The sequence below is a fragment of the Bradyrhizobium jicamae genome, from assembly GCF_018130215.1.
In the GTDB taxonomy this organism is placed as follows: Bacteria; Pseudomonadota; Alphaproteobacteria; order Rhizobiales; family Xanthobacteraceae; genus Bradyrhizobium; species Bradyrhizobium jicamae_A.
In genome coordinates, this window is record NZ_JAFCKQ010000012.1 from 152,421 (window position 1) to 165,536 (window position 13,116).

The window sequence follows — 13,116 nt, forward strand, 5'->3', positions numbered from 1 at the left end:
CATTTCGCGACATGGCCCGATTAACCAAGGCATTTGAATGACCGGGGAAGGACAAGAGACTGCGCACGAGCGGCCCCGAATGGAGACCGGTTCCCCATATGATCGTATTGCCGTCGTCATCAATGTCTACAATCAAGCCCGCTTTCTCGCCGGAGCGCTCGACAGCGTGCTGGCGCAGACCCGTCCGGCAGATGAAGTCATTGTGGTGGACGACGGATCGGACGATCGTCCCGAGGACGTGCTGGACCGCTACGATCAGGTTCGGTTGATCCGGCAGTCGAACAAGGGCCTTGCGGCGGCCCGCAACACCGGCTTGCAGGCCGCAAGCGGCGCCTTGATCGTCTTCCTTGATGCCGACGACCGGCTCCTGCCGAAGGCGCTGGAAGCGGGGCTTGCGGCGCTGCAAGCGAGACCTGACTGTGCTTTTTCCGTCGGCGGATATCGGCGTATCGACGTTGACGGCAAACCTATCGGCAACGACGTCTGGCCTCCGGCCTCGCTCGATTACCATGATCTGCTTCACGGCAATCAGATCGCGATGCATGCGACGGTAATGTACTTTCGTGAGCGGCTGCTCGAAAGCGGAGGCTTCGATGTCAGTCTGCCACGGGTCGAAGACTACGATGTGTATCTGCGGCTCGCGCAGCTCCATCCCATCGTGGTGTGTCGCGAGCTCGTTGCCGAGTATCGTCAACATGACGCCAACATGTCGAATGATGCTCGCCGGATGCTGATGTGGGTCACGAAGGTCCACGAGCGGCAATGGCCGGTCGCCTCGAAGACTCCAAGGCTTGCGGAGGCGTGGCGCCAGGGACAACGGACCTGGCGAAACTACTACAGGTCAAGGATGGAGGGGGGCCGTGCGGCGGTGCCAGGACCGGCAAGTGTCGATGTCGGCGATCTTGCACGAACCTCCCCCATCAGCGACGAGTTTGGGTTTGATCGAGGCACGCCCATCGATCGAGTCTATATCGAGGATTTCCTGCGTCGCAATCGTGTCTCCATCAGAGGACGCGTTCTCGAGGTTGGAGACGACAGCTACTCCAGACGATTCGGGGCCGACCGCATCACCCGGCAAGATGTCTTGTTTGTCGCAAAAGGAAATCCCTCCGCGACCATTATCGGTGATCTTTCGCAGAAGCGCGTCCTGCCCGAGGCCGCATTCGATTGCCTGATACTGACCCAAACACTTCACTTGATCTACGACATGCAAGCCGCTGTGCAAGAAATGTATCGTGCACTTCGGCCGGGCGGCGTTGCGCTGGTCACTGTGCCGGGAATTACCAGGATCGATCGGGGAAGGTGGGGCAAGGAGTGGTACTGGTCGCTGACCGAAGTGTCGGCATACCGGCTGTTTGCCGACGTGTTCGGGAAAAAGCACGTGGAGGTCGAAAGCGACGGCAACGTTTACGCCGCGACGCTCTTCCTGCAGGGACTCGCGGCGGAAGAGGCCGATCCGGAAAAGCTGGCCGAATATGATCCTTGCTTCCCGGTCACGATTACGATCAGAGCCGCGAAAAGTCCCGGTTGGCGCGAGCTGCCGCGGCGCGCATGGAGACGGCTGCGTTCCCATGGCTGATCGAAGGGTATCCGCCATTGTCATCGTCTATAATGGGGCGGAGTTTCTGCGCGACGCGATCGCCAGTATCGTCGGTCAAACCTTGACAGACTGGGAGCTCATTGTCGTGGACGATGGGTCGACCGACCAGAGTGCTTCGATTGCCGAGGAGTTTGTCGCGTTGCGGCCGGATCAGATCCGGCTGGTCCGGCACGAGGATTGCCGTAATCACGGGATGAGCGCCGCAAGGAACCTCGGGATTGCGCAGGCGCGCGGAAAATACATAGCTTTCCTCGATGCCGACGACGAATGGTTGCCCAACAAGCTGCTTGACCAGGTTGCCGTGCTGGAGGCGAACCCGGCGCTGGGTATGGTCTACGGGCGAACCACGATATGGTATTCCTGGCAGTCGCCGCCGTCCGGCGAGGATTTCCACTATGCACTTGGCGTCACGCCGGGCCGGGCCTACGATCCGCCGATCTTGTTCGAGAATTTGCTGCGCAACGTCTATCAGACGCCAACCACCTGCAACGCGTTGATTTCGCGGCGCGTCGCCATTGAAGTCGGCTGCTTTGATGATGCCTTCAAGGGGATGTTCGAAGATCAAGTGTTCTTCGCCAAGGTGATGATGAGCGCCCCGGTGTTCGTGTCTGATGTCGTGTGGGCCAAATACCGGCAGCATGCTGACAGCGCCTCTGTCGCGTCGCAGAGCGCCGGAGCAGACGAAAGCGCCCGCCTGAGATTCCTTCGGTGGACCGCCGGATACCTGCTGCGGCGGCGAGGCGTGAGAATTCGTACGTGGCTGAGATTCTCGCGTGTGTTTGTGGCTGCCTGGCGAGATACCCTGAACGTGCGCAAGGCAAACCGGGCTGGATCAAGACCGTGATGCCGACCGTCTCCGTCATCACACCATTCCTCAATGCCGAAGCATATCTCGGCGATGCGATCGCAAGTGTTCGGAGCCAGACGTTTCAGGAGTGGGAACTCCTCCTCATTGATGACGGATCGACAGATCGCAGCCTTGCCATTGCGCAGGCGGCTGCGGCCCAGGACAATCGAGTTCGGTTGATCGATCATGCGGCTCAATCCAACCGCGGCGCGGCGGCGGCGCGCAATGCGGGGATTGCAGCCGCGAACGGCGAGTTCGTTGCATTCCTCGACGCCGATGATCTGTTTGATGCCACCAAGCTGACCGAAGATGTGGCGTTGATACGCGCCAATCCCACGGCCATGATGCTCTATGGCCCGACCCGCTGGTGGTATCCCGGCGAAGAACAGCGCGACTGGGTGGAGGACATGTCCGCCCAGGCCGGCACCCTGCATCGGCCGCCGAAGCTGCTGAAGGATGTTTTGCTGCTGCAGAAGGGAGAGGTTCCCTGCACATGCAGCGTCCTGATACGGCGGAGCGCCATTGCGGGCGGGCAGGGATTTGATGAGGGCTTGGCCCTGTACGAGGATCAGACGCTGTGGGTGAGATTGTTCTTGCGCCATCCTGTGTTGGTTTCGAACGTGGCGCGGGCCGTTTATCGCCAGCATCCGGCATCAACATCCGCGATTGCATCGAACGCCGGATTATATGATCGATTTGAGCCGCACGCCGCTCGAAAGAAATTTCTCGAATGGGTTGCGCAACATTTCTCCGAAAGCGGGGTGCGCGATCCCGCAATCGATCGGGCTCTGCGCAGGTGCTTGGCAAGCTACCCCGAGCATGGAAACCTGTTGCGGGTTTCCGACCGCGCATACGGGATTTCCGATAGGTTGGTCGAGTTTGTGTCACATTCGATGTGGTCCGTGGTGGTTCGCGTCAAGAATGGCCTTCGGAAGTTCGCGCACCGGTGAGGAACGCTGGCATGCTCGCAATTCGCAAACGCCTCACTCGAGCGCTGCGGTCGATTCGTCCAAAGCCGGTGATCCTGATGTATCATCGGGTGGCTGAGCCGGAGATTGATCCGTGGGGGCTGGCTGTCAGTCCCTCCCATTTTGATGAGCAGATGGCGCTGCTTCGTGCGTCGCGTAGCGTGATGCCGCTCCCCGAACTGGTGGATCGATACAGGCGCCGGGCGCTTCCGTCCGACGCGGTCGCGATCACCTTCGACGATGGGTATGCGGACAATCTCGTTGAGGCCAAGCCCATATTGAGCCGGCACGGTCTTACGGCGACATTGTTTTTGGCCACCGGGACTGTCGGCTCTCGCACCGAGTACTGGTGGGATGAGCTTGCCCGGCTCATCCTTCTCAACTCCGAAGGTATCGATATCACGGTCCCTGTCGGTGCCGATACAATGGCCGTGCGGATTCCGCCGGGCGGGGATACCGATGCGGCAAACTGGAGAACGTGGACCGGACCGAATACGCCGCGACGAGCAGCCTATCTGGAAGTGTGGGGGAAACTTCGCCTGCGGCCCATTTCCGAGATCCGGGCGACGATGACGTTATTGCGTACGAAGGTCAGTTCGAGGCCACTGTCAGAGCAGGATTTGCCCATGTCATCCGCTCAACTCACGGAACTGCTGGCTGACGGCGCGATCGGGCTGGGCGGCCATACGGTTAACCATCCGGTGCTTCCCTCGTTGTCCGTCGACGAGCAGAGGAGGGAGATTGCCGATGGCAAGGCCGCCTGCGAGGAGATGAGTGACGGCGGCGTTGCCGGATTTGCCTATCCTTACGGAGATTTCGACGAGCGATCGGCTCAATTGGCGCGAGAGTGCGGATTTGAGTGGGCGTGCTCTGCTGAAGCGAAGGGCCTCCGCAATCCGGAGAACAATTTCCTTTGGCTTCCGCGTGTTCAGGTAATGGACTGGAGTGGCGAAGACTTCTCGCGAGAACTGCGCGAGGTTCTGTGATCGCAATTTGATCGCAATTCGGCATTGCTTAACGCAGATTCATCCTGTCATCGACGGGTGCCCTCAACGGCTCGGGCGGCATTTTGCAGGGGAGCAGCTCACCGCGGCCACAATCACCCTGGGGGCGGTCCGAGCTTACGTCGCAGTGGATGCAGCAGGACTCAGCGGTTGCGCTGGCGAGGGTCTGCAAAAGCACGCAAAAATACGGGGAGCCGTGAGTTGGATCGATCGTTCGACCGCGAGTTTTAAGGCGTTCTTAAGCGACGCATCCCCGTATTTTCCCGATAGCTCAATTTTTTCGGAATTTTGTAAGTCGCAGTTGAATGCCCTCGTTGATGGTCGCCTCGCATAGAGAACGCAGGGACTATCATGACTTCGTCACAAGCTTTACCGTTCGCGCTGGGCGTCGACGTCGGGAATCCCAACATTTCCAATCCGACCCAACAGGCGAGCTTCGAAGCCAACCTCAATGCCTTCTCGTCTCTGATGGGATCAGGGCCGCAGTATCTGGACCAGTTTGGTGATCAGACCCAGCCAATTTCCCAATGGGTCTCACAGGCGGGATGGGATGCCGCCTCCGTCGCCAATACACCCGCACTCAAGAATGTCATTCCCGTTATTGGCCTGCCGATGAGTTCGACGGCCGCGGGCTCGGGAACCGCCGACCAGTTCTACCAGGCCTTCGCGGCAGGGCAGTACGATTCCGTTCTGCAGGGAATGGTCAAGGCCTGGGCGAACCAGGGCTTCACGACTCAGGTCTGGCGGCCCGGTTGGGAGATGAACATCAGCAGCATGCCGTCATATGCCGGGACGGATGCCCAGACGCAGGCTGATTGGGTCAAGGCCTATCAGCACATCTACACGGTGCTCCACGCAGCGGCGGCAGCGGATGGCGTGAACCTCCAGGTGATGTGGAATCCCGACGTAACGAACTACAGCGCCTCGGGTAACGCGATCCAGACCGTCTACCCCGGGAATCAGTATGTCGATATCATCGGAGCGGATGTCTACGGCGATGTATATCCCTATGGCAACCTTTCACATCTGTATGATTGGGATCGCAGCGGACAGGTTCTGAACTCGCCCAATCCTGTCTATGACACCAGCCTTCAACAGTGGGCGTCCGATCCCATCAACCTGATGCACTACTATAGCGATCCCGCCTCCAATCAATGGTCGCTCGACGGTAGCGTGGGACATGCGACGACCCTTCAGCAACTCATCGACCTGGCTAAAGAGACCGGCAAGCCGTTCGCCATTGCAGAAACAGGTGCAGGCAACACGGCCGACGGCGCCGGTCTCGTCGACAATCCGACATTCGTGCAATGGCTGTCGCAGACGTTGCAGCAGTCGGGGGCCAATGTCAGTTTCGTCAACATCTGGGACTCAAATGGAGGCGGGAAGTACGAGTTCTCGAATGCGTCCGATGGGAAGCCGCTCGAGGCGGCGGCATGGGCCAAATATTTTGGTGCGGTATCAGTTGCGACGCCGACAGTCGCGTCGTTCTCTCCTGACAGCAATGTCGTCGGGGACGGAATCACGAATGCCAATCAACTCACCTTGTCGGGAACCGCAGTCGCGGGCAGTACCGTGGAGGTGTTCGATGGTACGGTTCAAATTGGTACCGCGACGGCCGATGCCACCGGAGCATGGTCTTTCGTTACCGGGACGCTGGCCGATGGCGTGCACTCCTTCACGTCACAGGATGTCGACAGCTCCGGCCGCGTAAGTGCTGCATCGACTCCCTTGAATGTGACAGTCGACACCACGCCGCCTGCCGCGCCGAGCATCTCGTCGTTCTCCCCGGACACGGGCGTGGTGGGCGACGCGATCACCAACGCCAATCAACTGACGCTGACGGGAACGGCGGAAGCGGGCAGCAAGGTCATGGTCTTCGACGGTGCGACGCAGATCGGCACCGCAACGGTCGATGCCAGCGGCAACTGGTCGTTCGCGACCGGCACACTCGCGGACGGCGCCCACGCCTTTACCAGCGAGGCGGTCGACGCCGCCGGCAACGTCAGTGCGGCGTCGAGTGCCCTTGACGTCACGGTGGATACCGTCGCGCCGAATGCGCCGGTTCTCTTGTCAGACACGTTGACCTCTTCCAACACGGCGGTGGTGTCGGGAACGGCGGAAGCCGGCAGCACGGTCAAGTTGTATGACGGGACCACCTTGTTAGGCACCGTCGTCGCCAACTCAAGCGGGAACTGGAGCATCACCACAGGATCGCTGGTGAGCGGGGCGCACAACTTCTTCGCGACAGCTACCGATGTTGCCGGAAATTCAAGTCAGGATTCGGTGGCACTGGACCTCACTCTGAGTAGCGATCTCGCGGTCGCATTGAATCCCGTCGCGCCGAACGCGCCGGTTCTGCTGTCGGACACGCTGACCACGTCCAACAGGGTGGTGGTGTCTGGAACGGCGGAGGCCGGCAGCACGATCAAGTTGTATGAAGGCAGCACGCTGCTCGGCACGACGGTGGTGGCGTCGAATGGCACCTGGAGCGTCACCACCGGATCGCTGTCCGCCGGGGCACATGCCTTCACGGCGACTGCGACCGATGCGGCCGGCAATGTGAGCAATTTGTCCGCCGTCCTCGACCCCGTGGTCGGAACGTTGATCGATACCGTCGGCTCGGCAAGCCTGATCGAGATGGGCAATAATTTCTACGTCGGCAACGAGACCCTTGGTTTCAGCGCCATGCTGCGGTTTGCCGGTGTCGCCCAGGTGGTGGACCCGACCGGACGCGTCACCCCGCTCGGGGCGGAGAAGACCGCGAGCGGATACGAGGTGGTGTGGTCGCTGGGCGGCGGCCAGTACTCGATCTGGACCACCGACAACAACGGCAACGAGACGTCCTATGTGCATGTGTCGGGGACCAGCAGCACGTTGGAGGCGCTGGAGACGAGTTTCCAGCAGGATCTCAATGGCGATGGTGTGATCGGTCCGGTCGCGGCTTCGGCAGCGCCGATGACGCTGCTCGCGACGAACGGCTCGGCGGGGGTGGCCCAGATCGGCAACAATTTCTACGTCGGCAACGCCGCGACCGGCTACCACGCCGAACTGAGTTTTGCCGGTGTCGCCCAGGTGGTGGACCCGACCGGACGCGTCACCCCGCTCGGGGCGGAGAAGACCGCGAGCGGATACGAGGTGGTGTGGTCGCTGGGCGGCGGCCAGTACTCGATCTGGACCACCGACAACAACGGCAACGAGACGTCCTTTGTGCATGTGTCGGGGACCAGCAGCACGTTGGGAGCCCTCGAGAGCACCTTCCTGCAGGATCTGAACGGTGACGGTGTGATCAACACGGCCTCGACCGTCCTCGACATCACCGGCAACAAGGTGCTCGCGCTCAGCAATATGCATCAGGCCGCGACGATCGAGGCCGGCGCAACGCTCGAACTGACCGGTGCGGTGTCCGGCACGGTCAAGTTCGCAGCCGCGACCGGGACGGTGGTGCTCGATCATGCGACGCAATTCACCGGCAGCATCTCGGGACTGTCAGGGGACGGCAGCAAGACCAACTCGGACATTCTCGACCTCAAGGACATCGTGTTCGGCAGCGGGACACAAGCCTCGTTCTCCGGCACGACGTCCGGCGGGGTGCTGACGGTGTCGGATTCGCAGAACCACGTCGCGCACCTCACGCTGGTCGGCGACTACACCCATTCCACCTTCAACCTCTCGAGCGACAATAGCGGCGGCACACTCGTCATCGATCCGCCCGCCGACAGCTTCAATTTCACGCATCTTGCGGCGCCGCAGGCCGCTCCGGCGGCGGCTATTCAGACTGCAAGCTCCGCCGACAGGTTCGTGTTCGCGCTGGCAGTTGGCGGAACTCAACCTGTCTCCAGCCTGCATCAGGGGCTTGAGAGCGACCATGCGAACGGGCTTCACGCGCTGCCGCACGATGGATTTTTCCTCCACGCCTGAAACGTCGGTTTGCTCCCGGTTCGAGGTAATAATAACTTGCCTGCTCTGTGCGACAGCCGCCGAATCAAGCCCGCGGCGATCGGCCCGCTAACTCGTCGGGGACTCGGGTGGCCTATGATGAGTTGTCCGGTGTCGCAACCAAGAGAGTTGGATCTCCGGGTGCCAAAAGTGGAGCGTGGTAGTCGGAAGCAAGTTGAAACGGGATCGATGGAGCAAGACGTTTGTGCACAAATTGATGATCCCTGGTTTGTTTATTCAGATTCTTGCATGGTACCCGGCTTCCGTGTCTGCGGGAGGAACCTGCATCCTGCATCCATCGCCGTTCAAGCTAAGGTCGGATAGCGTTTACTGGTCGATCAAGATCAAACCCGGGGCGGAGTGTATCCAGGGACTGCGCTGGTCGACGATCATGATCGACTCGATCACGATTGTTGACCCGCCGAAGCTGGGCCGCCTTGTCATTGAAGGCCCGGCGTTCCGCTATTTCGCCGATCCGGATGCCGAGGGCAATGATCACTTCAAGATCGCGATCAAGGGAACGTCTCTGCATATCGCGGGCACTTCGACGATCGAGGTGGGCGTGTCCTCACAGTGAATTGTACTGACGACGCACGATTTGTCGGTGCGGTAGTGAACCAAGACACAATCGCGACGACAACCTTGGACTAGACCATTGGCGTCTTGTCCAAGCCAAGAGGGAGCGTCGCCATTATTCTCTCGTCATCTGATCATGCCGTTCCCGCCCCGGTTGACGTGCTCAAATCAGCCGAGGTGGAGGCCACACCGGCTTTTGTGCAAAGGGCGATTATGTTTGCCTATGCTACGGCAGTGTTCGTGGCGATGAGCGGATGGCTGTATCTGCTTGGTACGCTGCTCAGCAAGGGAGTGAGCTGGCTGGTCTCGTGACCTGGCGGACCATGCGGGCTGACCCGATCGATTGCGCAAATGCTTCGCTGCTTCTAGCGTGGAGCAGATGTGAGATTGCTGTTCCGCGCAGGATTGGCCGAAACTGCCGGTGGCACGCCCTGTCCGATCGGATTTTGGAAGGGGTTGTCACTGGGACGGGTCGCCACCGGCGCACCCGGAGCCCTGAAACTACCTTGGGGCGAGGGCCCCTGTCGCTGTCCGCCATATGCGTTCTGCTGCGTCCCTTGAGCTAGGGTTGGAGCAGTCAGGATCGGGATAGTGGCGATGAGGGCTGAGATGACCAGCAATAGACTCAGGCTACGCACGAGAGCCTCCATTCCAAGCCGCACACAACTAATGGCATTGTGGAAGATAGGTTCCATCGATGGCTTGGCAAGTCATGGCTTCTTGCAGGCCGAGTAGAATGTGCCATTGGTGGCGACCACACGCTCGATGCACTGTCTGGGATCGGTGATCTCGCCGCCAACGCTGAAGTAATAGGCCTGGTTCTTGAGAATCAGGGCGTACCGGCCGGCTGGAAGCTGCACCGTGGGATCCTCGCTGTGCAGCCGGTACATCTCCGGATTATCGGGTATCGGAGACGCGCGATAGGGGTAGGAGAGATTTCGGATGACCCAGGCATCGCCGTCATCTGGTCTCTTGCCGGCTGACTCGGCCGAAAAGTCGCGGGCGATCCGGGCGATCACGCGGACCTCAACGCGCTCCGGGATATTGGTTGCGGCATCGCGTCGGAAGACGACAAACTCGGGATGCCCGTTTGGAAGTTCAGCCTTACCAGGTAGCCGAAACGCGGCTGAGATCGCGACCCTGGCATCTGGCGGGCGTCCCGGTAGGAGTTGCATTTCGGTCAGGGCATTGTCGCTCAATGCGTAAACGCCGTAGTCGGTCGGCAGTGGAAAGGCCGGCGGCATCGGCGGCTTCTTATCGACTGGTGCCGGAGGAGATGTCACGGCCTTCTGGAGCGGCGGTGGTGCCATTTTGCCCTGAGCTGCCTGCGGCAGAGCCAGCGGCTCGCGTTGTTGCACTGCGATCCAGGCACCTCCAATCAATCCCACGATCAGGAGCACCAGGCCGGTTCGCGTCACGACCGGCCAAAGGGGGGCGCGGCGGGCCATCTCGACCGCCCGCCACAGCTCGCTGCGCGAACCCGACGGAACGGATCCGATCTTGCGGGGTGGCGAGGCCGAACCCAGTTGGGGAACCGGAGGCGGTGCGGGGAGGTGCAAGTCCTGCCGAGAGAACTCCTCGACGCCATGGATTGCCGATTCCAGCGCACGCTCGGCAGTCTGGATATCCGCGGGACTTGAACCGACGAGCTGTTCCTGGAGCTTGTGGCGTGCCAGATCGTAGACGGCCTGACGCATCACCTCAGGGTCGGCTTTCACCGTTTCGATCATGCGAGCGATTACGAGCGCAAACTGAACCTCGTCTGAGGTCTGGCTCGCGCCTTCGCTGTCCTGCTGTCGCAATTCCCGCGAATTCATCCGATTTGGGCAACCCCGTGGACGGTGGCAATCCTATTTGAGTGTTCAAATTTCCCCAAAAGAAACTAAGGTATTAGGGAATATCTCCTAAGGGGGCGTTGCTGGTGTGGATCATTTACGCCGAGACAGGGGAGGGAGGCGCGTCATGACTGTCCGATGCCAAATTGGCCTGATTTGCCTTGTTTTTGGTTTTGCTGCCGAGCCTGCATCCGCAGTGACGGCCGATGTCGCAAGGAAGTGCAGCGCGCTTATGGCAAAGCAGTTTCCGCCTCGTGAACCCGGCAATCCGGCGGCTGGCAGCGTGAAGGGGAGTGGTCGCGATCAGCAGACCTTCTTCAACAAATGTGTTGCCAATGGCGGCAAGATTGACGAGGGGCAGTCAAAATAGGGCCAAATCGGTCATGGCGTCGCGACCGGATGGACCAGGACTGCGGCCTGCTCCGCGGGCTGGGTTGGGGCATCCACCTTGCCCTCCTTTGCCATGCAATCCTTGAAGTAGGCCTGGCGGTCACCGCTGCCGCGGACTGATCCTGGTCGCTTGTATGGGTAGACGATGTAGGAAAAGCTCATGCATTTGCGCGCGACCTCGGCACTGGGACCTGCGGTTGCGACCTCCCCCAGCATGCCGGTCGCCAAAGCCGCGACAATTGCCTTCAGGATCAAACCCTGCCGCCGTCGGTTCATAAATGCAAACCCGTTAACCATAGTAATGATTTCGTCAATGTCCCGCTGATGCAAAATGTTTCACCGCCCGTCAAGTGGGTGGCTGTCGGTTCGATTGCGTTGGTTAAGAGGGGTCCTGTAGTCCGGTCTACCGCCAGATCTGCCGTGTCGAGCAGTGCGGAATGTCCAAATCTATTCCGCGGCGATCGAGGATCCTTGATATGCGAAGCATGTGGCCTGTTTGCTGCGGCTAGTATTCGACCTCTGATGAGACGGCAACATTTGGTGTGCCGGTTACGCCGCCGAATTGGATCCTCGTGACACCCGAGAGGCCATGTTTGCGGGACCACGAACGATGACGGACGGCGGCTGGTTCATTCGCTTCGGGCGTATATAGGGCTCGAGCTTGAGGTATTCGTTACGGCGCCTTCGTGAGATCGCGGCGCGTGTCGCGTAGCCGGCTCCGTAGGACAGAACGGCGGTAACCAAGAGTAACAAGACACCAAGCACGCAGCACCCCCGTTGAATTTGCGACTATCGCCAAACTAAAAAGGCTACTCAGGTGATACCGCGCAAATAAGCGGTTACCCGTGCACTTGAGCGATGCGTAGAAATCGTGGAGGACCCGATCGCAGTAAGTAGCCTACCACGGAAATGCGGCAAATTGGTGCTTCGCAAAAAACCAGGAGAGCGCATTGTTGAAGCGGCCTCAGGTCTCGTTAGCCGGCGCAGCTTTCCAGTTGATAGCTCCGCGATGTGACGCCGATGTCGCGTCTTCCAAGTCAGATCGTTCAAATTGCAGCCACTTGAGCCGAACCGGCCAAACTTCAGTCAATGAGAGGCGCGGAGGGGCGAGTGGGTTCACGGGGATGTTAGTCCACCGTTCACCAATTTCAACTGCGCCGTTCCGCCCATAACCGTGCATTCACTCCCGTGCTGCATGCTTGAGCATCAAAAAAACAAAGGGCAGGCGCAATGTACAGGTTTTTCATCCATGGGTTGATCGGTGGCTTGCTGACTGCGAGCGCATCGGCGCCGGCCAACGCAACTCCTAATTGTATGCGGGATATCAAGCCTTATCGGCTCGCTGGCGACACTATGGACTGGTCAATGACCATAGCGCCGGGAGCAGACTGCATTCAGGGATTGCGCTGGTCGACGATGCAAATCTTCAACGTTTCCGTCGTGGACAAACCCAAGAGCGGCGAACTCGTTCTGGTTGGGCCGGGGTTCCGTTATTTCGCCAAGCCAGGCTTTACTGGATCGGATAGCTTCACGCTCGTTGTCGTGGGAAAAAATCGACGCGACCCGGGCAGTTCTACGCTCCAGATCAAGGTATCCGGGGCTGCCGAGATCAAGGTATCCAGGGCTGGCAATACCGTTGCGGACAATTCGGGAAGTATAACTTCTCAATAAGCAGCGGCGCTTGAGTGTCATCAAGGCGCCGTCCTGACGAGTTCATAATGTTGTCCTCGTTGCCGTCCATCGGTGTTCCGCTGAATGGTTTGGTGATCCCGCAGACGGACGATCTTGGTGGCATCGTTCTTGCTTGAATCTCAAGGAAAAGCAAAGGGCGCCAGGTTGATTTTGATCCAGCGTGCAGCACCAGCGCGCAACTAGAGGCACCAAATGGACCGACGAATTATCCCCCTGATCATGTGCGGCGGCGCAGGCACGCGGCTGTGGCCGGCCTCGCGCGAGGCGC

At 59.9% G+C, this 13,116-nt stretch carries 11 protein-coding genes; 9 read left to right on the top strand and 2 right to left on the bottom strand.

Annotated features, from left to right (window positions below; translation table 11 throughout):
• The first annotated feature begins 79 nt into the window (after positions 1–79).
• From JQ586_RS16360 to JQ586_RS16385, 6 genes are all read left to right on the top strand, one after another.
• Positions 80–1,579 carry a glycosyltransferase gene (locus JQ586_RS16360; protein ID WP_249147651.1) on the top strand — a complete coding sequence of 500 codons (1,500 nt, stop codon included), beginning with the start codon at positions 80–82 and terminating at the stop codon, positions 1,577–1,579.
• The gene (locus JQ586_RS16365; protein WP_212395620.1) at positions 1,572–2,444 is read left to right on the top strand and encodes a glycosyltransferase family 2 protein; all 873 of its coding nucleotides are present in this window, start codon (positions 1,572–1,574) and stop codon (positions 2,442–2,444) included. The genes JQ586_RS16360 and JQ586_RS16365 overlap by 8 nt, the downstream gene beginning before the upstream one ends.
• A complete protein-coding gene (locus JQ586_RS16370) occupies positions 2,444–3,397 on the top strand; it encodes a glycosyltransferase (protein WP_212395636.1) in 954 nt (317 codons plus the stop codon). The genes JQ586_RS16365 and JQ586_RS16370 overlap by 1 nt, the downstream gene beginning before the upstream one ends.
• Positions 3,398–3,408: 11 nt before the next feature.
• Positions 3,409–4,401: a polysaccharide deacetylase family protein gene (locus tag JQ586_RS16375; protein WP_212395621.1), complete on the top strand. Its 993-nt coding sequence runs from the start codon at positions 3,409–3,411 to the stop codon at positions 4,399–4,401.
• Positions 4,402–4,770: 369 nt separating this feature from the next.
• Positions 4,771–8,337, top strand: a complete 3,567-nt coding sequence (locus tag JQ586_RS16380) for an Ig-like domain-containing protein (protein WP_212395622.1) — start codon at positions 4,771–4,773, stop codon at positions 8,335–8,337.
• Positions 8,338–8,560: 223 nt separating this feature from the next.
• Positions 8,561–8,932, top strand: a complete 372-nt coding sequence (locus JQ586_RS16385) for a hypothetical protein (protein ID WP_212395623.1) — start codon at positions 8,561–8,563, stop codon at positions 8,930–8,932.
• A gap of 709 nt (positions 8,933–9,641) precedes the next feature.
• On the opposite strand, the gene JQ586_RS16390 is transcribed toward JQ586_RS16385, so the two are convergent.
• Positions 9,642–10,748 carry a hypothetical protein gene (locus JQ586_RS16390; RefSeq protein WP_212395624.1) on the bottom strand — a complete coding sequence of 369 codons (1,107 nt, stop codon included), beginning with the start codon at positions 10,746–10,748 and terminating at the stop codon, positions 9,642–9,644.
• Positions 10,749–10,893: 145 nt separating this feature from the next.
• Between JQ586_RS16390 and JQ586_RS16395 the strand changes: the two genes are divergently transcribed.
• Positions 10,894–11,136 (top strand): hypothetical protein, encoded by a 243-nt coding sequence (locus JQ586_RS16395; protein WP_212395625.1) that lies wholly within the window; start codon positions 10,894–10,896, stop codon positions 11,134–11,136.
• An 11-nt stretch (positions 11,137–11,147) separates the two neighbouring features.
• On the opposite strand, the gene JQ586_RS16400 is transcribed toward JQ586_RS16395, so the two are convergent.
• Positions 11,148–11,432 carry a hypothetical protein gene (locus JQ586_RS16400; protein ID WP_212395626.1) on the bottom strand — a complete coding sequence of 95 codons (285 nt, stop codon included), beginning with the start codon at positions 11,430–11,432 and terminating at the stop codon, positions 11,148–11,150.
• 954 nt (positions 11,433–12,386) lie between these two features.
• Here JQ586_RS16400 and JQ586_RS16405 point away from each other — a divergent pair.
• Positions 12,387–12,827 carry an Ig-like domain-containing protein gene (locus JQ586_RS16405; RefSeq protein ID WP_212395627.1) on the top strand — a complete coding sequence of 147 codons (441 nt, stop codon included), beginning with the start codon at positions 12,387–12,389 and terminating at the stop codon, positions 12,825–12,827.
• Between the two features lie 213 nt (positions 12,828–13,040).
• Positions 13,041–13,116: sugar phosphate nucleotidyltransferase (locus JQ586_RS16410; protein WP_212395637.1), on the top strand; the 76-nt coding region annotated here is incomplete at its 3' end.